Genomic DNA, 18,452 nt, shown 5'->3' on the forward strand with positions numbered 1-18,452 from the left:
GTTGATGCAGTACCTGTGGGAGCGGGTTTACCCGCGAAGAGGCCGGCACAGGCAATAAAAATCAATGCCCCGAGCGCGCCGGCACTTGCAACAACACCCGCAACCCATCACTGCGGCTGTCGAACTTCAGGCTACCGGCACAACGCTGCACGATCGCCTGCACGATCGCCAGCCCCAGCCCGCATCCACCACTCTGCCCGTTACGCCAGAAGCGCTCGGTCAGGTGCTCAAGGTCCGCCTCGGCAATCCCCGGCCCATGGTCCCGCACCATGAAGCCCACCTGGCCGTCAGCCATCTGCACCTCAAGCTCCACCGCCTCGTCGCCGCCATGGCGCAAGGCGTTGTCCAGCAGGTTGCGCAGCGCCGCCACCGCCAACGGCGCAGGCATACCCAGGTAGATCTGCGTAGCGGCTTCAGGCAAGCGCAGCACGATGCGCCGGTTGTCACCGCCGCCGGCATCCTGCACCGCCTGCCGGGCCACCTGCTCGGCGCTGCACTGTATGCCATCCTCGAACGACAGGCTGCCCTCTACCCGCGCTAGCATCAGCAACTGCTCCAGCGTGCGGTGCATGCGGTCGGCGCCCTGCTCGGCATGCTCCAGCGCCTGCTCGCGCACGGCGCCATCGGTCATCCGTGCTACCTGCAGGTGGGTCTTGATCGCCGTCAGCGGGCTGCGCAGTTCATGCGCGGCATCGTCGGTCAGGCGCCGCTCACGCTCGATGGTCTGGGCAATGCGCAGGAACAGCTGGTTCTGAGTTTCCAGCAACGGTTGCAGTTCGCCGGGCATGCCCGCCACCTGCAGCGGCTCGACGCTGTCCGCGCGCCGGCGGCGCAGGGCATCGCGCATGCGGTTGAGCGGCTCCAGGCCCTTGCCCAGGCCGATCCACAACAACCCCAGGCTGCCAAGCAGGGCCATCAGCACCGGCGCCGAGGCCGCCAGCAGGATCGACTGGTTCAGTGCCTCTCGCTCCATGTGCCGGTCGGCGGTAGTAATGCGCACATCGCCATGGTTATAGGTAAAGGTGCGCCACAGGGCATCGTCGATGGTCTGGTCTCGGAAACCACTGCGTTCATCGTCCATGACGCCATCGTGCTTGTGGTTGCTGGCGAGAATCTCGCCACGCAGTGAGCTGACCTGGCAAGCCATGCCGTCCGGCACGCTGAACTGGTCGGCGGAAAAGTGCGCCTCCCCACCCTTGGCAGTCAGCGGCTGCGGCAGCTGGTCTATCAGCCCGGCAACCATGCGCGCCGAAGCCACCAGGCGCTGGTCGAGGGAGAACATCATCTGCTGGCGCAGGTCGCGCAGCATCCACGCGGCGGCCAGCGCCCAGATGATCACGAAGGCGCTGCCCAGGATCAGGCTCAGGCGTACCCGCAGGCTCATGATGCCGCCTCCTCCGGTGCTTGCGCCGGGCCCAGCCGGTAGCCCAGGCCGCGCACGGTCTCGACGATGCCGTTGCCCAGCTTGCGCCGCAGATGATGGATATGCACGTTCAGGGCATTGCTCTCGACTTCGTCGCTGAAGCCGTACACGCAGTCTTTGAGCTGCTCGCTGGACAGCACCCGCCCGGGGTTCTGCAGCAGCGCCTGGAGCAATGCCTGTTCACGCCGGGACAGGTCGACCGGCTGGCCGGCCAGGGTTGCCTCGCAGCTGCTCGGGTCGTAGCGCAGCGGGCCGTGTTCGATCACATTCACCGCCCGCCCGGCTACGCGCCGCAGCAGGGTGTGCAGGCGAGCAGCCAGCTCGCGCAGGTCGAACGGTTTGAGCAGGTAGTCGTCGGCGCCGGCCTGCAGGCCATCGACCCGGTCGGTAACCGCATCACGGGCAGTGAGCACCAGCACTGGCAGCGTCTCGCCTTTCTCGCGCAGGCGGCGCAACAGCTTCAGGCCGTCTTCGTCGGGCAGGCCAAGGTCGAGGATCATCACGTCGAACTGCGCGGCCTGCAGCATCGCCCGTGCATCGGCGGCGTTGCCCACACGGTCCACGGTCAGGCCCTGGGCGGTAAGGCCGGCGCAGATGCCGGCGGCGATCAGGTCGTCGTCCTCGCAGAGCAGAACGTGCATGGTGGGGCTCCCGGAATGGTGTAGCTGGCATTGCACCTTGGGCGGATTAAGGGGGGATTATGGACCTTTTGTGGGGGATTGGGGATGTGTGGCGCCTGCGGCAACGAGCACCGCGCAACTGCCACACGCTCCCGGGAGCGACAAACATTTGAAGCCCCACCCAAGGCCCACCCCGACAGCCTAACTCCGCCGAACACGCCGGAAACGAAGTCGCATTTTCCTACAACTGGCTCAGAAAACTCCGATCCGAATCCATGATGGGATTTCCCCCTGCACACGCTGTCAGGGAGACACCTCATGTACCTGGATTACCTCGTGCCCTCCTGGCACGAGATCGAGTCACGTGTCATCCAGTCGAAGCACAAAAAGTAGCCATAGAAAAAACCAAAAATCACATGCTGGTAACAGCCGCACTGCACAACCCAGACCTTGTAGCAGGAGGCAGAGACGCGATATCAGACTTTGGAGATCGCCAAGTCAACTCAATAATTGGCCCACAATGGAAAACAAAGATACCGAATTTAAAAAAGGCCGCCGAAACAGTGCCACCGAACCTTAGAAACTCAACACGCATGAATGTAAAATTACACAAATGCTAAGACAAGGAAATTCAAGTGGATAAAATTTTTGCCAGATTCATTGAAAATTTCGGCCCACCAATCGACCGCCGGGAAGTACCTCCATCAACAATCGATCGATATAGAGACAAGCTTCCTCCCAAGCTTCTGGAATACTGGTCCGAACATGGATGGTCGGGTTATGGCGAAGGTATATTCTGGCTGGTCAACCCACAAGAATATGACGCTGTGGTTTCCTACTGGATTGCAGGCACGACACTTGGCTCGCACGACAACTATCACTTGATTGCACGGAGCGCGTTCGGCGACCTGTACCTATGGGGCGAAAAATCTGGCTTTTCATTAAAAATCACGAGCATTAGTTCTCGATACGTCTTTCATAAGACCGACTTTACAACAGAACAGCTCAACACTGAACTCCAAGGCTTCATCCTATCAAGAAAAGTCGACTCAAATGATTTCAACGACCTTTTCAATCCCGCCAGAGAAAAGCTTGGCAGACTTAAACATGACGAGATGTACGGCTTTTTCCCCGCACTCTTGCTGGGTGGCTCTGACTCCCTGCAGCACCTTCAAAAGGTCAGCGCCATTGAGCACTTGGTCTTTCTCGCGCAACTGACAGACCTGCAATCTTACCCCTTCTCCAAGCAACCAGATTGATGCTGCAGCCATTCACTTATCCTTTCTCAACGAACAATGAAGTAGCGCCATCACGGACCAAGCGCCGCCAGGCGCTTGGCACCTATACATGATGGGCACGGTCAAGGCTTAAGTGGCCGCTCTGTGGCTTGTTGCTTTCGGCGGCAAGCACCGAGGCGAGTCCATGTTGCGACTATTCAGTCATCACCCTACCCCATTGACGCTGACCCACCTCTTCGCCGCCATGTTCACCTGAGCTTCGCCGAACCTGCCGGAAACGAAGTCGCATTTTCCTACAACTGACTCAGAAACTTCCGATCCGAATCCATGATGGGATTTCCCCCTGCACACGCTGTCAGGGAGACACCTCATGTACCTGGATTACCTCGTGCCCTCCTGGCACGAGATCGAGTCACGTGTCATCGCCATGGTGGGCTACCAAAGCGGTGGCCAGTTCCGCACCAGCCTCAATGAAGAAGTCGCCTCGCTAGGCCTCAACCTGCGCCGGATCGAAGCCGTCCGCACAGCCTTCTACCACGCCGAATGGCAGGCGGCGCACATGCTGCGCCAGCGCTTCGCCGACCTCGACATCAACAGCATCGTCGACGAACTGCTGATGGTCGTACGGCAGATGGCGATGATCGTCGCCGGCAGCACCATTACCGGTGGCCTGCTTGGCGCGGGGGTTGGCACATTCGCCGGCGGCGCCGGAACCATTCCGTTCGCCGGCGCGGGCGCGGCTATGGGCCTCAAGGTCAGTGGCTGGATCCTCGGCGCGCTGGGGCTGGCCTCCATCGCCGAGTTCTTCATCGAGGGCTTGCCGCGTATCGGCGAGTACTACGTCGATGGCATTCGCTTCGCCTGGGAAGGCACCTGCGGCAATGAAGGCACGGGCCCGTTCTGCCGGGACGACCCCTATGCGATATCCCGGGCCACGCATCAGATTGCCCAAGGCCATGTGGAAGTCGTGCTGCTGTTGTTGGGAGCGATCGTGTCGTACCTCACCCGCGACCGCGGCGATGCCCGGGTGCTGGCCCAGGAAATGGCGGCCAGCCGCAAAGGTGCGCGGCTGGGGCAATGGATGCTCAAGCATGAAGAGGGCTTGAAGAAACGGCCAGACCTGCAGGTGCCGGAGCGACGCAAGGGGGCGGTGGGTGAGCCGCAACCGATGCAGCCTGATCGGCCGGCTGAGAAAGACAAGGAGCCCTCGACAGGGAAGCCCGGTAGCATGCCGTTGCATACCGTGGCGTGCTTCAAGGCCGACAAATTGCCACCCGCCAAGCATGGCGAGTTTGAACGGCAGTTGAAGGGGCAGCAGGATGGGTTGAATCGGCTGACGGTTGAGGAGTTTTTGGAAAATGTGGCCAACCCCGTCAAACGCGATCCCAAGCTTGCCAAAAAGGCACGAAAAGACTTGTACACAAACATAAGAGATAGGATTCACGAGGATCTATCCAAAACGATGGGTCCGCGTGAAGCAAGAAAACTTTCAGAAATGCAAGCCAAAGAGACAATGTCAACGCTTGCAGCCTTGCATAACCCGGACCTCAGTGCTGGTGGACGGGACGCTATCGCTGATTTTGGAGATAGACAGGTCAACTCGAGCATTGGCCCTCAGTGGAAAAACAGGATAGGCGGACTCAGGCGGGCCGCCGAAGAGATGGCTGGTACAGGTGGTGGCTCCGGCCTTTTAAATGTGAAACTGCACAAGTGCTGAAATATCTGGAGGTTATCATATGGACGAAGCATTTTCCGTATTTATTGAGGAAGTCGGTGAACCTATGCATAGACAGGAGGTGCCTGCATCGACCATTGACCGTTATCGAGGAAAGCTACCGGATAAACTTCTACAGTACTGGATTGAGCATGGATGGTGTGGGTACGGTGACGGCATGTTTTGGACCGTAAACCCACAAGAGTATGATGGCGTGGTTGCATCTGTACTTGAGAGTGCAAACCTAGAGAAGTACGACAGATTTCACCTCATAGCCCGCGGAGCCTTTGGTGATCTTTATTTGTTTGGCGAAGAAACGGGATTCTCACTAAAAATTGCAACGCATATTGGCCGTTATGTTGGGAGAACACATGAATTGACAGCAATTGACATGGACAGGCAAGTGCAAAATTTTTTCGCCTGCAGAGATTTGGATTCGAATGATTTTGATGAAATGTTTGAGCCTGCCAAGAAGAACCTCGGCATACTAGGGCCGGATGAGATGTACGGTTTTGTTCCAGCATTGGTGTTTGGCGGCCCAATTCGTTTCGAAAATCTTGAGAAGCTGAAAGCAATTGAACATCTTGTACTGCTTTCTCAGCTTTGCAGCATCGAGCCCTATAGCTTTTCCGACTTCTAAACACTTAAAAAAGGACTTAATCAAATGGACGTCATATTCAGCATCTTCCTCGAAACCTTCGGCGACCCCGTCGGCCACCAACCAGTACCGCCCTCTGCCCTCGATCATTACCAAGGCAAACTCCCCAACCGTCTCCTGGGATACTGGCAAGAGCACGGCTGGTGCGGCTACGGCGGTGGCCTGTTCTGGCTGGTAAACCCTCAGGATTACGAAGACGTAGTAGCGTATTGGCTGTCAGGCACGCACTTCGAAGCACGCGACACTTATCACCTCATCGCCCGTAGCGCTTTTGGCGACCTGTACCTGTGGGGTGAGAACACCGGCTCGGTGCTGACCATTGCGGCGTACCATTCCCGTTACCTCGATGGCGCCCAAAGCTCAGGCGATGAAGAGCGAGACAACAAGATCCACGGCCTGCTCATGTGGCTGATGACCGAATGCATCTATTTCGACGACCTGTTCGAACCCGCCAGGGAACGGCTCGGCACGCTGGCTGCAGTCGAAATGTATGGCTTTGTTCCTGCCTTGATGCTGGGAGGGTCAGACAGCCTCGAGCGGCTTGAAAAGCTCAAGGCGGTAGAGCATCTGGTACTGCTCGCCCAACTGAGCGAGCTTCAACCCTATGAGCTGGCTGACGAAGAAGATGAATAGGCCCTGACAAGTGCGTTCACCGGTGAACCGCATCAGGCTTGTCGACATCCAGCAGCACACCGGTATCCGGCACTTCTACCCTGACACAACTCGCCGGGTTGGCCTTGACCACCGAACGCGCCCCTTCATCGCCGGTCAGGCGCGCAAGCGCCGGCCAGAAATCGCGCCCGAACAGCACAGGATGACCTTGCTGCCCTTCATGGCAAGGCAACACGATGGTCGACGCGCTGGCCCTGGAAGCCAGCCGGGCAAGGGTTGCCTGCTCCAGCCAGGGCATGTCACCCAACAGAATCGCTACTGCCTGCGCCTCACTGTCGGCCAGCGAGGCGGCGCCGGCCGCCAGGCTATGGCCCATGCCCAACGCAAAGTCCGGGCTGGAGACGACCCGGCACCCCGCAGGCAGCCCCAGATCCACGCCCCGCTCCCCCTCGCGCAACACCACCCGCACATCGTCGAACACTGCACAGGCCCGCTCCACGCTGTGCACCAGCAAGCTGCGACCATCAACCAACAGCGCCCGACGCTTGTCAGCCCCGAAACGCACGCTGCTGCCAGCAGCCAATATCAGTGCAACCACGCTCACAGCGCCTCCCGCTCGATACCATTGCGCACGCGAAGGATATCGGCCAGCACCGCCAAAGCGATCTCGGCCGGGGTCTTGCTGCCCAGGTTGAGGCCGATCGGGGCGTGGATGCGGCCCAGTTCGACCTCGGCCAGGCCACCGATCCGCCGCAGGCGTTCGCGGCGCTTGTCGGAGGTGGCCCGGGAGCCCATCACACCGATATAGAACGCCTCGGTGCGCACCGCTTCGAGCATGGCCAGGTCATCGATCTTCGGGTCGTGGGTCAGCGCCACCACCGCGGTGTCGGCATGGCAACCGCCATGGGCGATGAACTCCGATGGCAGCTCACGACGCACCTCGATGCCATCCAGCCGCACGCCGTCGAGCACTTCGTCACGCGGCTCGCAGAGGATGACTTCGAAGCCCATGCCCTTGCCGAACTCGGCACAGAAATGCGCGACGCTGGAGTACCCGGCCAGCAGCAGGCGCTGGGCGGCCCCCACACGCAAGCGTACACAGGCACTTTCACACTGCACACGCGGCCCCTGGCGGTGGTCATCGGCAAGCAGGCGCATGCCCTCGGGCAGGCTCACTTCACGCAACACACGGCGCCGGCCCTGCAATGCGCTTTCCAGCTCACGCAGGTGCGCCTGCACGTCACATTCGGCCGGCAGGTTCTCCACCAGCACTTCCAGCACGCCGCCACACGGCAGGCGGATGCTCGAACGCGAGTCGCTGCCATCGCCATAACGCACGATAGCCACCGGCTCGGGAAACTCCCCCCGCCCCACGCGTTCGAGGAAGTCGTCTTCGACGCAGCCACCGGACAGCGAACCGAGCCACTGCCCGCTGGCGTTCACCGCCAGCAGCGAGCCCGGCGCACGGGGCGCCGAGCCATAGGTGGCGAGTACCGTGCACAACCACACCCGCTGGCCGCCGCACGACCACTGCAACGCCTGGCGGACCACCTGTAGATCGAGATGCTGCACCCTTTACTCCGCCTTCAGCTCGGCGAGCTGCTGTACGCTCAGGTCACCGGGCAATCCACCCCAGGCCTGGCGCAGGTAGTTGACCATATCCGCCACCTGCTGGTCATCGAGCTTGTCGGCAAAGCCCGGCATCGGCTGCATGCGCTCGAAGCCGGTGAACTGCTGTTCACGAATGCCTTCGAGGACCACCTTGACCAGGTTGCGCGAGTCGGCCTGGCGTAGCACCGTGTTGCCGCGCATGGCCACGGCGATGTGCGGCTTGCCCTCGCCGTCCACCCCATGGCAGCCGGCGCAGACATTCAGGTATTGCTGGCGGCCGCGCTTGGCGCTTTCGCTCATCTGCTCCAGCGCCACCGCCTGGATGGCCTTGGCCGGCGGTGGCTGGTCGCCCAGCAGGTAGGTGGCCATGGCCGCCAGGTCGGCATCCTCCAGGTGCTGGGTGCTGTGGTGCACCACCGGGAACATTTCGTTGAACATGCTGCCCTGGGCACTGATGCCGTGCTTGAGGAAGGTGGTCAGGTCCGGCTGGGTCCAGCCGCGCTCGGCCAGATCCTGGGCCAGCAGGCTCGGGGCCAGGTAGCCACCCAGCAGGCCGCCGCTCAGGCGCTGGTCTTGCTGCAACGCACCGATCGGGTTGCGCGGGGTATGGCACTCGCCGCAATGGCCCATGACTTCGACCATGTACTGCCCACGCTGCCAGGCCGGGCTTTTGCCCTCGGTCGGCTGCAACTGCACGCTTTTACCGTACAGCATGTTCCAGCCGCTCAGCCCCTGGCGAACGTTGAACGGAAAGCGCAACGCAGTCTGCGGTGCCGGGCGGTTGATTGGCGGCACGGTCATCAGGTAGGCGAGGATCGCGTCCGAATCTTCGCGCTTGATCAGGTGGTACGAGGTGTACGGCATCGCCGGGTAGAGGTTGGCGCCGTCCTTGCGCTTGCCCTCGGTTACCGCGGCGAAGAATTCGTCGGCGCTATAGTTGCCGATGCCGTACTGCTTGTCCGGGGTGATGTTGCTGCCGTAAATGGTGCCGAACGGCGAATGGATCGGCAGGCCGCCGGCGTACGGCGCGCCGCCTTCGGCGGTGTGGCAGGCCATGCAGTCAGCCGCGCGGGCCAGGTATTCACCGCGCTTGACCTGCGCCTGGTCGGCTGCCTGGGCAAGCGAGGTAAAGGCAAGGCCGAGAGCCAGCGCCAGTGCGCTACGAACAAGACCCATGCTCAACCCTCCTTGACCAGGCCGAGGTCGTTGAGCACCGTGCGGGTGGCGTCGTAGTAACGCACGTAGCCGGTGCAGCGGCAGATGTGGTGGCCCAGGCTCGCCTCGATGCGGTCTTCCACCTCGCTCTTCTTCAGCGGTTGGCGCTGGGCGGTTTCCACCAGCACCGTGGCGGCATTGACGAAGCCCGGCGCGCAGTAGCTGCACTGGAAGGCGAACAGGTCGACGAACTTCTGCTGGATCGGGTTCAGCGTGAGGTTGCCGGCCTCGTCCTGTTTGGCATGGCCCTCGATGGTGCGGACCTTCTTGCCCTCGAAGTAATGCGCGCCGGTAATGCAGGTGCGCACCTCCTCGCTGGTGCCGTCGGGGTTGTCGACGATCACCACGCAGGCGTGGCAGATGCCCTGGCCGCAGCCCAGGCGCGAGCCGGTGAGGTTCTGGTGTTCGTGCAGGTAGTCGATCATCGCCAGGTCGTCGGGGACCTCGACCGGGCCGACCGGTTGACCGTTGAGGGTCAGTTGCAGTGGACGGTTAGCCATTGAGGGCCTCCTTGATACGGGCTGGGGTGATGGGGAGATCGCGAACGCGCTTGCCGATGGCATGCGCGACGGCATTGCCGATGGCACCGACGACCGGGATCATCACCACCTCGGCGATGCCCTTGGACGGGTCGGTCGGTGACAGCGGCGGGAGGATTTCGCTGGTCTGCTGCCACACCGCCACGTCGCGCGCATGCGGCAGGCGGTAGCGGTTGAAGTTCCAGTCGCCCTCCCCGGGCCCGCCCTCGTACAACGGCATTTCTTCGGTCAAGGCATGGCCGATGCCCATGGCGATACCGCCCTCGAGCTGGCCCTTGACCAGTTCCGGCACCAGCACCCGGCCGCACTCGACCCAGCTGTGGTGGTTGAGCACCTGCACTTCGTGAGTGCCTTTGTTCACCTTGACTTCGACAATGGTCGCCACCGGGCTGTAGTAGGTGACCATGGCGTTGTTCAGCTGGGTGTCGGGGTAGGCGGCGTTCTGCCGGTCGAGCAGGTGGTAGCCGTGGCTGCTCATCTGCGCCTTCTTGGCGCTCACCGCGCCATCGCCGTATTTGACTGCCACCGCATCGAGCGGGAAGCGTTCGCGCACGCCATCGATGACGAAGTCGGCCTCGGCCCAGCTCCAGCGGTTGAAGCCGTGCACGCTGACGCCGGTGACCAGGCCCATTTCATGGGCCTTTTGGGCCAGCTGGGCGAACGGGATCGGTGACAGGCCGTTGCCGGTCAGCTCGCCGTTGACCCATACCGCATTCTCGCGGCGCACCACCAGCGGGTTGGCCTGGCCGCCGTACGGGCCCTGGCGCCAGATGGCCATGGCCGCCGGCCACAGACCGTGGTTGAACAGCACGCGTGCCGCTTCGCGGGTGGCATGGCTGAAGTAGAAGGCCGAGTTGGTCGCCGACGACGGCGAAGCAAGCTTGCCGACCCAGCGCGGGTTGCGCAGCGCTGCGTCCTGCTCGGGCTGGCTGATCAGGTACGGGTTGCCGCTGGTGGTCAGTTGCAGCTCCGGCCATTCGGTGACCGCAGTCTTCACCTCGTCGGCCGAGCGGCCGAGGAAATCGCTGACAACCAGGGCCTGGGAGGTGGACATGCCGGTACCCAGCTCGGTGCCGATGTGGCGCAGGCTGATGCGCCCATCGCGGCTGAACTCGATGCTGGCCATGGGGGCTTCGGAGCCGGTGCCGAAGTCTTTCTGGCAGATGGCAAAGCCCACGCCATACCAGTGGTCCGGGTCCTTGGCGTCCATCTGCTGCTTGCGCGCGTCGCGGTTGCGCCACCAGTCGTGCACGGCGGCCTTGTCGAGAATCTCGTACAGGCGCAGGGCGCCGGCCGGGACCGCGCCCTGGGTGTTCTTCATGCCCGACTTCAGCGCGTTAGCGCGGCGCAGGTCGATGGCATCGACGCCCAGGCGCCCGGCGACCTCATCCACCATCATTTCGGTGGCGGCCATGGTCTGCAGGGTGCCGTAGCCGCGCATGGAGCCGGCCTCGACGCCACGGGAGTGATAGGCAGTGACCGACAGGTCGTTCTGCGGCATGTAGTAGATCGACTGCGCCGCCGTGGCGCCGACCGCCGCCACCGAGGGGCTGTAGTTGATACGCCCGCCGCCGTCGCAAGTCATGTCGGCGCGGAAGATCTTGAAACTGTTGTCCTTCTTGTCCACCGCCAACTGGTAGCGGATATCGAAGGCATGGCGCTTGATGCCGCTCTGGAACTGCTCGTAGCGGTCGTTGGCCAGGCGGATCGGCACACCGGCGCCATACAGCGCGGCCACGGCGGCGTAGAAGACGAAGATGTTGTTGTCTTTCGAGCCGTAGCCCACGGTATAGCCCGGGTGCATGTTCAGCGTGTTCAGGGCGAAGCGCGACGGTTTGATCATGTGCACGCATTCCTGCGCCACTTCGAACGGGCACTGGGTCGCCACCACGAAGTGCAGCGTGCCGCTGGCCGGGTCGTACCAGCCGTTGCCGTTGTCCGGCTCCAGGGCGGCCGGCTCGATGGACGGCGTCTTGTAGCGCTCGTCGAACACCAGCCAGTCCTCGGGCGGGTTGTCCAGCTGCTCGGCCATGCGCTTGGCATGGAACAGGCCCTGCTCGGTCAGGTCGCCATGCTGGTTGGGCTGCTTCGACCACACCGGCTTGCGGTTGAGGATGGTGGGGAACAGCATGGAATTCTTCAGGCTGGAGAATTCATCGTCGTCGAACGGTGTGGCACCGCCCACGCGCACGAAGCGGAAGCTGCCGTAGGGGTCGCGCTGGTACAGCGGCGCCTGGGCGCCATAGCGGATCGCCTGGTCATTGAACTGCAGCTTACGCTTGGCCTGGCGGAAGCGCTCGAAGTCGTGCCAGATCAGGATCGCCACCGGGTGACCGATGAACATCGGCACCTTGCCGGGCGGCAGCAGCGGGTCGGGCGAGTGGGCCTCTGGCCAGGCGATACCGTCCTTTTCCAGGTCGGCAGCGGTGACGATGCGGTCCGGCTGCAGGTCGGCGCCAAGCAGGCTGAGGTCATGGCCGGCATAGATCCGGTCGGCCTTGGTCGCCTTGAGCAGCAGCGCATGGCCCTGCTGTGCTGGCCAGCCGGGCATGTCCTTGGCACGGATGTCGCGGGCGAACACCTTGTCGCCGCACACCTTGGACAAGGCATCGTTACGGAAACGTGCCTTGCCATCATGGTTCATCCACTTCTGCGGCGAGGTGGTGACGCGTTCCTCCATCAGCGCGGCGAATGCCTGGCTGCCGAGCGGCGCCATGGTCACGCCGACACCAGCGATCAGGCCGCCTTGCAGGAAGGCGCGCCGGGAAATATCACGGTTGGACATGCTTGATCCTCTGGGCAGCAGGGGGTCTGCCCTTTTTTTGATTCTGGTACTAGCCTGAAAAGCTGACCTGTACGTCAATTTTACAGCAATTGTGTTGGCGCAGGCAAAGTCAAGTCGACAATATGTCGCGACATGCCTGAGGTCTGGGGCGGAATTTGCTCTGGGGCTGGTAGGTGTTTGTCTTAGGATCTCCCAGGCCCAGACAATGCCACGGCAAACACCTGCAAGCCCTGATGCACGCCCCTCACCAAAAACCAGAGTTAACCTTGGGTTAATCGACCCAAGCCAGCATGACCCCTTTCAACGTACTGCCAAGGCGAAGACATGCGCGTCCTCCTGCTTTTCCTGACACTGCTGCTGGCCGGCCCGTTGCAGGCCAACCCGTTCGATGTCAAACCGGACTTCCTGCCGGTCAACCAGGCCTTCGTGCTTACCCACGACCGCCAGGCCGACGGCCAAATGCGCCTGTTCTTCCAGATCCAGCCTGGCTACTACCTGTATCAGAAGCGCCTGAAATTCGACGGCCTGCCTGCCGAACAGCACCCACAACTGCCGGCCGCTCTCAACCACCACGACGAGTTCTTCGGCGACAGTGCGGTGTACCGCGACCAGCTCGAACTGCTGCTTCCGGCCGATGCTCAGGGTCAACTGCGACTGGGTTGGCAGGGTTGTGCCGACGCCGGCCTGTGCTACCCGCCGCAAACCACGTTGGTCGATCTGGGTGGCAGTGTGGCGCCAGCGGCCGAACAAGCCAGTGACCAGGCCCTGGCCAGCGACCTGCAAAAAGGCCACCTGGCCTGGAGCCTGCTCGCGTTCTTCGGCCTGGGCCTGTTGCTGGCCTTTACCCCCTGCTCGCTGCCGATGCTGCCGATCCTCGCCGGGCTGGTGCTGGGCAATGGCGCCAGTGCCCGGCGCGGCTGGATACTGGCCGGGGTCTATGTACTGAGCATGGCCCTGGTGTATGCCGCCCTGGGCGTGGTCGCCGCGCTGCTGGGTGCCAGCCTGCAGGCCTGGCTGCAGCAACCCTGGCTGCTGGGCAGCCTGGCGGGGCTGTTCGTGCTGCTGGCCCTGCCGATGTTCGGCGCCTTCGAACTGCAACTGCCCGCCGCCGTGCGTGACCGCCTCGACCGCGCCGGGCAAGGCACCCGTGGCGGCAACCTGTATGGCGCGGCGCTGCTCGGCGCGCTGTCCGGCCTGCTGATGGGCCCGTGCATGACCGCGCCGTTGGCCGGCGCGCTGCTGTACATCGCCCAGAGCGGCGACGTGCTGCAGGGGGCGCTGGTGCTGTTCAGCCTCGGCCTGGGCATGGGCGTGCCGCTGCTGTTGCTGGTAACCCTGGGCAACCGCTACCTGCCCCGCCCGGGCGCCTGGATGAACCGGGTCAAGGGCGTGTTCGGCTTCGTGTTCCTGGGCATGGCGCTATACACCTTGCGCAGCCTGCTGCCCGCAGCATTGCTGCTGGCCCTGAGCGGCGCCTTGCTGATTGCCCTGGCCTGGGCTGCCTGGCCGGCCCTGCAGCGGTTGCCGGCATTGCGCGCCTTGCCACTGCTGGGTGCCCTGTGGGGCGGCCTGCTGCTGGTGGGGGCGGCAGCCGGTGGCGACGACCTCTGGCAGCCGCTGCGCCCGTTCGCCGGTAGCGGCGCTGCGCCGGCCACCGACCAGCACACCGAGGACGCCTTCGTCACCGTCAGCCGCCCCGAAGACCTGCAACGCGAACTGGATGCGGCCAAGGCCCGTGGCCAGTGGGTGATGCTCGACTACTATGCCGATTGGTGCGTGTCGTGCAAGGTCATGGAAAAACAGGTGTTCGCCCGCAGCGACGTGCAGGCCGGCCTGGCCGGTGTGCACCTGCTGCGCCTGGACGTGACCGCCGACACCCCAGCCAGCCAGGCCTTGCTGCAGCGCTACCAGGTACCCGGCCCGCCCAGCATCATCTGGGTCGGCCCGGAAGGCGACGAACGCCGCGCGCGGCGCATCACCGGTGAAGTGGATGCGGCCGCCTTCCTGCAACACTGGACCCAGACCAGGAGCCAAGGCTGATGCTGACCGTAACCCTCGGGCCATTGACCATGGCCCTCAACCATCTGCTGATGCTCACCGCCCTGGTGATCGCCAGCATGGTCGGCTGGTGGGTTGCCCGGCGTGGCGGCGAGAGCCCGGAATCGGCACTGTTCAACCTGTTCCTGATCGGCCTGCTGTGCGCACGCGCCGGCTTCGTGCTGGCCTACTGGCCGATGTACCAGGACGACCCGCTGCAGATCATCGATATCCGTGATGGCGGCTTCCTGTTCTGGTCGGGCCTTGCCGGCATCGTGCTCGGCGCCCTGTGGCAGGGCTGGCGCCATCCGGGCCTGCGCCGCCCGCTGGGCTGGGCGCTGTTCAGCGGCGCGCTGTTCTGGGGCCTGGCCAGCCTCGGGGGCCACCTGTACAGCAAGGGCACCGAACTGCCCGATTTGAGCCTGCGCAAGGCCAACGGCCAATCCGTGGCGTTGCACAGCTACCGCGGCAAACCGCTGGTCATCAACATCTGGGCCACCTGGTGCCCACCCTGCCGACGCGAAATGCCGGTGCTGCAACAGGCGCAGAGCACTTACCCGCACGTGACCTTCCTGTTCGTCAACCAGGGCGAGACCCCGGAAAACGTCAGCACCTTCCTCGCCACCACCGGCCTGAGCCTGACCCACGTGCTGTTCGACGGCACCGGCCTGCTGGCCCAGCGCGTCGGTTCCATGGCCCTGCCCACCACCCTGTTCTACGACGCCGACGGGCGCCTGGTCGGCAGCCATCTGGGCGAGCTGTCCCGGGCCAGCCTGCGCCACGCCCTGGAGCCTTTCGACCGGGCCACCTCGCCCGCCCCTGCCGCACAAGGAAACTGACATGCGACTGACTGCACTGCTGCCCCTGTCCCTGGCTCTGCTAGCTGCCCCTCCCCTGCAGGCCGAAGAGCTGCCCAAGGCGATTGCGCAACTGCAAGCCAAGGGCGCCGTGATCAAAGGCAGCTTCGACGCCCCCAACGGCCTGCGCGGGTATGCCGCCGAGTACCAGAACAACGGCCTGGCGCTGTACCTCACCCCTGACGGCAAGCATGTACTGGTCGGCAGCCTGTTCGACGAACAGGGCAACGACCTCAGTGCCGAGCCGCTGAGAAAGCTGGTGTATGCGCCGATGAGCAAGGAAATCTGGGCGAAGATGGAGAAAACCTCCTGGATCGCCGACGGCAAGGACGATGCACCGCGCAAGGTATACCTGTTCAGCGACCCCAACTGCCCGTACTGCAACATGTTCTGGGAACAGGCACGGCCGTGGGTGGAGTCGGGCAAGGTGCAGTTGCGCCATATCATGGTCGGCATCATCCGCGAGGACAGCCCGGGCAAATCGGCGGCGCTGCTGGCGGCGAAAGACCCGGCCAAGGCACTGCAGGAACATGAAAAGGTCGGCAAGGCCAGCAAGTTGAAGGCACTGGAGCAGGTGCCGGAGGCGGTGCAGAAAAAGCTGGCGGCGAACATGGCGCTGATGGAAGAAATGGGCTTGCAGGCGACCCCGGCGATCTTCTATCAGGATGACCAGGGCAACCTGCAAAGCCAGCAAGGCGCACCGCGGCCGGAGTTGCTTGGAAAGATTCTCGGCAAGCGCTGATGTGAAATCGCCGGGGTTGCCTTGCAGCCCATTCGTAGCACAAGGCTGTGGCGGCCCTGCGGGAGCGGGCAAGCCCGCGAAGAAGTCGACGCGGTGTTATGGCACCGGCTGCGCCGGTGTTCGCGGGCATGCCCGCTCCCACAGGTACTGCGCCAAACCTCGAGAACAACGCCATATCTGTAGGAGCGGCCTTGTGTCGCGAACGGGCCGCATAGCGGCCCCAGAATTGCTGCATAAAAGCTGAAATTGCTGGGGCTGCTGTGCAGCCCTTTCGCGACACAAGGCCGCTCCTACAAGGGGCGTGCAGGCCTCACCCGCTCATGTCACAACCCCTCCAGCTCGTCCTTGAGCACATCGGCCCAGATGCCAGCCAATGGCCAAGTTTACATTTGGCAACACTAAGTTATACCACCTAAGGCGACAAACACTTTTCCGAACCGATCATCGGGAAACAACGCCCGGCAATAAAACATATAACAATCCCACAACAACTTCAGATCCGCCCTACAAAAAACAGAAGTCTTTTTCACTCCCATGATCAGTGAACAGATCGCGATCAGACATACCCCTCAGATAGATCCCACAATACCAACTGCAATTCAAACAACTAGATTACACCCCGCCAATACATCGCCTCCATCAAACTTGACGTACATGCAGCGTGAATATAAAACCTTACCCCCTGCATTCGCGAAGACACTAAAGGCGAGAAAAATGAACAAAAAGCCATGCCCCATAACGCGAACAAAACAGATCCTCATGATCACCAAGGTGTTGATCCTGGAACACCTGCGAGAACCCACTGCGTTGCTGTGGACAGCGGCGGCGCCTTGCTTGATGTTCATACTACTGAGGCAAAGCCGTTCCCTTGCAGCGCCACCTGACTCTCTCTATATATCCTCTGCCGCGTGGTTCTACGCCTACATCGCTGCAAACGTTGCCTTCTTCGGCCTCGGCTTTTATCTAATCGGGCGACGAGAAAGTGGCTTCGTCCGGTCATTCATTTACCAACGCGAGGCAATTGCACTTTTCCTCACATCGCACGCCGTCAGCTACACATTGGTCAGTGTCGTGTACTCCAGCTTTTTCTACTTCATCTCCAGGCCTCTATACGGTTCCTACTCGCTATCAGAACTCCTGTACCTTACAGCCGCGTTCTATACGAGTTACCTGATATTCTCCTGCATCGGCTTGGCGATCGCAGCGATGCCCATCAAATTCAGCACAGCCGGCACGCTATTTTCGCTTCTTTCATTCCTGATGTTACTTTCCGGCTATTTGGGTACCACACAAGACGAACTGACCCACTGGTCAACGTTGATCAACCCCTTGCACCTGAGCACAAGAATAATTACCGGGGAGATACCACTCACCATTAGTTTTCTGACAGCTTTTGCCATTTCAACAGCGGGGCTCTATGCAACAGGAAAGCTATTCAGAATCCACCCCATATGGAGCCGCTATTAAAATGCACCTTCTCACCATCAAAAACCTGGACTTTTCATACAACAGCAGCCCTCTCCTACAGAACATCACGCTACAGTTGAAAAAAGGAGAAGCCGTTGGCGTACTGGGCAGTAACGGAGCAGGAAAGACCACGCTTTTCGACCTGATCTGCAACATCAGAAAACCAAGCAACGGCACAATCATAAACTCATCCAGACAGCAGGCTTATCTGACTCAAGTACTGACACCACCGCCCTTGCTCAGGATGAGCGAAGTTTACCAACTGATTACACATTTAAACTCCAGATCAGCACCGGATCACTGCGAGGTGCTTTCACGCCTCTCTGAATGGTCACCTTCCCTGTCGAAGCGGTATGCTGAAATCTACATGAAAAAGGCATCTACTTGCAGCTATGGCGAAGTCCGGAGTTTTGTCACACTGACGCTACTGCTAATGGGCAGCGACCTGATCATCCTCGACGAGCCTACTGCGGGGGTAGACCCAGAATTCAGACACCACATATGGCTAGGTATAAAGAACGCGTGCAAAAACGGGGCTGGTGTTTTGATTTCATCTCACTATACCGAGGAAATTGCCACAAACTGCCATCATTTCTACATGCTCGCTCATCAACACCTCGAGCCATTTGAGAATGCTCATGAGTTTCTCGCTCGCTACCATGCGAACTCTTATGATGAAGCATTCATCAATGCGTCGATGTCGCAGGAAGAAATCGGAGCTGCATCATGACGGCGAAGAACCGTGGGAAAGATGGGCTTGCAGCTATGGCACCGGCTGCGCCGGTGTTCGCGGGCATGCCCGCTCCCACAGGTGCAGCGCCAAACCTCGAGAACAACGCCGTATCTGTAGGAGCGGCCTTGTGTCGCGAAAGGGCCGCATAGCGGCCCCAGCAATTTCAACTTTTGTGCACCAATCCAGGGGCGGTGCAGGCCT

16 protein-coding genes and 1 pseudogene are annotated in these 18,452 nt (G+C 61.7%); 10 read left to right on the forward strand and 7 right to left on the reverse strand.

Features of this window, described 5'->3' with window-relative positions:
- Window positions 1–61 precede the first annotated feature (61 nt).
- The gene (locus KDB76_RS19965) at window positions 62–1,384 is read right to left on the reverse strand and encodes an ATP-binding protein (protein ID WP_013973468.1); all 1,323 of its coding nucleotides are present in this window, start codon (window positions 1,382–1,384) and stop codon (window positions 62–64) included.
- Window positions 1,381–2,064 carry a response regulator transcription factor gene (locus KDB76_RS19970; RefSeq protein ID WP_013973469.1) on the reverse strand — a complete coding sequence of 228 codons (684 nt, stop codon included), beginning with the start codon at window positions 2,062–2,064 and terminating at the stop codon, window positions 1,381–1,383. Before KDB76_RS19970 ends, KDB76_RS19965 begins: the two co-directional genes overlap by 4 nt.
- Before the next feature lie 356 nt (window positions 2,065–2,420).
- Here KDB76_RS19970 and KDB76_RS19975 point away from each other — a divergent pair.
- From KDB76_RS19975 to KDB76_RS19995, 5 genes and pseudogenes are all read left to right on the forward strand, one after another.
- Window positions 2,421–2,663 (forward strand): annotated as a pseudogene (locus KDB76_RS19975) (polymorphic toxin type 15 domain-containing protein); the annotation flags it as partial.
- A 15-nt stretch (window positions 2,664–2,678) separates the two neighbouring features.
- Window positions 2,679–3,302: a GAD-like domain-containing protein gene (locus KDB76_RS19980; protein WP_013973470.1), complete on the forward strand. Its 624-nt coding sequence runs from the start codon at window positions 2,679–2,681 to the stop codon at window positions 3,300–3,302.
- Between the two features lie 349 nt (window positions 3,303–3,651).
- Entirely contained in the window at window positions 3,652–4,998 is a 1,347-nt protein-coding gene (locus KDB76_RS19985) for a DUF6861 domain-containing protein (protein ID WP_013973471.1), read from the forward strand.
- A 19-nt stretch (window positions 4,999–5,017) separates the two neighbouring features.
- Window positions 5,018–5,635 (forward strand): GAD-like domain-containing protein, encoded by a 618-nt coding sequence (locus KDB76_RS19990; RefSeq protein ID WP_023661099.1) that lies wholly within the window; start codon window positions 5,018–5,020, stop codon window positions 5,633–5,635.
- Window positions 5,636–5,659: 24 nt separating this feature from the next.
- A complete protein-coding gene (locus KDB76_RS19995; RefSeq protein WP_038410011.1) occupies window positions 5,660–6,286 on the forward strand; it encodes a GAD-like domain-containing protein in 627 nt (208 codons plus the stop codon).
- A 16-nt stretch (window positions 6,287–6,302) separates the two neighbouring features.
- Here KDB76_RS19995 and KDB76_RS20000 read toward each other — a convergent pair whose 3' ends face one another.
- The 5 genes from KDB76_RS20000 to KDB76_RS20020 are packed head-to-tail and all read right to left on the reverse strand — an operon-like array spanning window position 6,303 to window position 12,415.
- The gene (locus KDB76_RS20000) at window positions 6,303–6,869 is read right to left on the reverse strand and encodes a nucleotidyltransferase family protein (protein WP_013973474.1); all 567 of its coding nucleotides are present in this window, start codon (window positions 6,867–6,869) and stop codon (window positions 6,303–6,305) included.
- The gene (locus KDB76_RS20005; RefSeq protein WP_038410012.1) at window positions 6,866–7,837 is read right to left on the reverse strand and encodes an XdhC family protein; all 972 of its coding nucleotides are present in this window, start codon (window positions 7,835–7,837) and stop codon (window positions 6,866–6,868) included. The genes KDB76_RS20000 and KDB76_RS20005 overlap by 4 nt, the downstream gene beginning before the upstream one ends.
- A gap of 3 nt (window positions 7,838–7,840) precedes the next feature.
- Entirely contained in the window at window positions 7,841–9,052 is a 1,212-nt protein-coding gene (locus KDB76_RS20010; protein WP_013973476.1) for a cytochrome c, read from the reverse strand.
- A gap of 2 nt (window positions 9,053–9,054) precedes the next feature.
- Window positions 9,055–9,591 carry a (2Fe-2S)-binding protein gene (locus KDB76_RS20015; RefSeq protein WP_013973477.1) on the reverse strand — a complete coding sequence of 179 codons (537 nt, stop codon included), beginning with the start codon at window positions 9,589–9,591 and terminating at the stop codon, window positions 9,055–9,057.
- A complete protein-coding gene (locus tag KDB76_RS20020) occupies window positions 9,584–12,415 on the reverse strand; it encodes a xanthine dehydrogenase family protein molybdopterin-binding subunit (RefSeq protein ID WP_038410013.1) in 2,832 nt (943 codons plus the stop codon). The genes KDB76_RS20015 and KDB76_RS20020 overlap by 8 nt, the downstream gene beginning before the upstream one ends.
- A gap of 324 nt (window positions 12,416–12,739) precedes the next feature.
- On the opposite strand from KDB76_RS20020, the gene dsbD reads away from it, so the two are divergent.
- The 5 genes from dsbD to KDB76_RS20045 all read left to right on the forward strand — a co-directional run bounded on the left by dsbD (window position 12,740) and on the right by KDB76_RS20045 (window position 18,248).
- Window positions 12,740–14,455 carry a protein-disulfide reductase DsbD gene (gene dsbD / locus KDB76_RS20025; protein WP_013973479.1) on the forward strand — a complete coding sequence of 572 codons (1,716 nt, stop codon included), beginning with the start codon at window positions 12,740–12,742 and terminating at the stop codon, window positions 14,453–14,455.
- Window positions 14,455–15,291: a TlpA disulfide reductase family protein gene (locus KDB76_RS20030; protein ID WP_013973480.1), complete on the forward strand. Its 837-nt coding sequence runs from the start codon at window positions 14,455–14,457 to the stop codon at window positions 15,289–15,291. The genes dsbD and KDB76_RS20030 overlap by 1 nt, the downstream gene beginning before the upstream one ends.
- 1 nt (window position 15,292) lies before the next feature.
- Window positions 15,293–16,051 carry a thiol:disulfide interchange protein DsbG gene (dsbG, locus tag KDB76_RS20035; protein ID WP_038410014.1) on the forward strand — a complete coding sequence of 253 codons (759 nt, stop codon included), beginning with the start codon at window positions 15,293–15,295 and terminating at the stop codon, window positions 16,049–16,051.
- Between the two features lie 714 nt (window positions 16,052–16,765).
- Window positions 16,766–17,518: a hypothetical protein gene (locus KDB76_RS20040; RefSeq protein WP_023661978.1), complete on the forward strand. Its 753-nt coding sequence runs from the start codon at window positions 16,766–16,768 to the stop codon at window positions 17,516–17,518.
- 1 nt (window position 17,519) lies between these two features.
- Entirely contained in the window at window positions 17,520–18,248 is a 729-nt protein-coding gene (locus KDB76_RS20045) for an ATP-binding cassette domain-containing protein (RefSeq protein WP_023661979.1), read from the forward strand.
- The last annotated feature ends 204 nt before the right edge of the window (window positions 18,249–18,452 follow it).

Origin of the sequence: Pseudomonas sp. JS425, from assembly GCF_018223845.1 — a bacterium.
Classification (GTDB): Bacteria; Pseudomonadota; Gammaproteobacteria; order Pseudomonadales; family Pseudomonadaceae; genus Aquipseudomonas; species Aquipseudomonas asiatica.

Excerpts from the sequence above, each read along its gene's own strand:
- KDB76_RS19990 (WP_023661099.1), top strand. The coding sequence starts at position 5,018 with ATGGACGAAGCATTTTCCGTATTTATTGAGGAAGTCGGTGAACCTATG.
- KDB76_RS20010 (WP_013973476.1), bottom strand. The coding sequence starts at position 9,052 with ATGGGTCTTGTTCGTAGCGCACTGGCGCTGGCTCTCGGCCTTGCCTTT.
- KDB76_RS20045 (WP_023661979.1), top strand. The coding sequence starts at position 17,520 with ATGCACCTTCTCACCATCAAAAACCTGGACTTTTCATACAACAGCAGC.
- dsbG (WP_038410014.1), top strand. The coding sequence starts at position 15,293 with ATGCGACTGACTGCACTGCTGCCCCTGTCCCTGGCTCTGCTAGCTGCC.
- KDB76_RS20030 (WP_013973480.1), top strand. The coding sequence starts at position 14,455 with ATGCTGACCGTAACCCTCGGGCCATTGACCATGGCCCTCAACCATCTG.
- KDB76_RS19985 (WP_013973471.1), top strand. The coding sequence starts at position 3,652 with ATGTACCTGGATTACCTCGTGCCCTCCTGGCACGAGATCGAGTCACGT.
- KDB76_RS20015 (WP_013973477.1), bottom strand. The coding sequence starts at position 9,591 with ATGGCTAACCGTCCACTGCAACTGACCCTCAACGGTCAACCGGTCGGC.
- KDB76_RS19965 (WP_013973468.1), bottom strand. The coding sequence starts at position 1,384 with ATGAGCCTGCGGGTACGCCTGAGCCTGATCCTGGGCAGCGCCTTCGTG.
- KDB76_RS20020 (WP_038410013.1), bottom strand. The coding sequence starts at position 12,415 with ATGTCCAACCGTGATATTTCCCGGCGCGCCTTCCTGCAAGGCGGCCTG.
- KDB76_RS19995 (WP_038410011.1), top strand. The coding sequence starts at position 5,660 with ATGGACGTCATATTCAGCATCTTCCTCGAAACCTTCGGCGACCCCGTC.
- dsbD (WP_013973479.1), top strand. The coding sequence starts at position 12,740 with ATGCGCGTCCTCCTGCTTTTCCTGACACTGCTGCTGGCCGGCCCGTTG.
- KDB76_RS19970 (WP_013973469.1), bottom strand. The coding sequence starts at position 2,064 with ATGCACGTTCTGCTCTGCGAGGACGACGACCTGATCGCCGCCGGCATC.
- KDB76_RS20040 (WP_023661978.1), top strand. The coding sequence starts at position 16,766 with ATGAACAAAAAGCCATGCCCCATAACGCGAACAAAACAGATCCTCATG.